This is a genomic window from Christiangramia aestuarii (assembly GCF_009735585.1).
GTDB lineage: Bacteria > Bacteroidota > Bacteroidia > Flavobacteriales > Flavobacteriaceae > Christiangramia > Christiangramia aestuarii.
In genome coordinates, this window is sequence record NZ_VJVW01000134.1 from 1 (window position 1) to 393 (window position 393).

1 protein-coding gene is annotated in these 393 nt (G+C 71.8%); it reads right to left on the minus strand.

The genetic code is table 11. From position 1 onward, the window contains the following. A partial coding sequence (locus tag FLP08_RS17245) for a ubiquinone biosynthesis accessory factor UbiJ (RefSeq protein ID WP_202912814.1) occupies positions 1 to 393 on the minus strand: 393 nt, incomplete at both ends.

Below are 393 nucleotides of genomic sequence, written 5' to 3' on the forward strand. Positions count from 1 at the left end.
GTCGCGCAGGCCGCTGCCGAGCACCTGGGTGGCGAGCGGGCCGAGCCAGCGCGACAGTTCGTACTCCCAGTCCAGCTCCAGGCTCTGCAGGATGCCGGCCAGTTCCAGCAGGGCCGCGCTGTCGCCGTCCATGCTGACTTCCGGGCTGTGCAGGACGCGGGTCTTGTCGCGCGCCAGGGCCAGGTGCAGGAGGTTGCCGGCCGGCGCACGCAGGGTGCAGTCGACCTCCGCCTCATGCTGCGCGGCGAAGTGCAGGCCGTCGCCGGCGGGCAGGATGAAGACCCGCAGCGGCGGGCTCAGGCAGTCGACCTCGATGACCTTGGTGGAAAGCCTGCGCAGGCGCGGCAGCGCTGTCCCGTCGAGGCGCAGGACGCGATTGATGCCGGTTTCGGC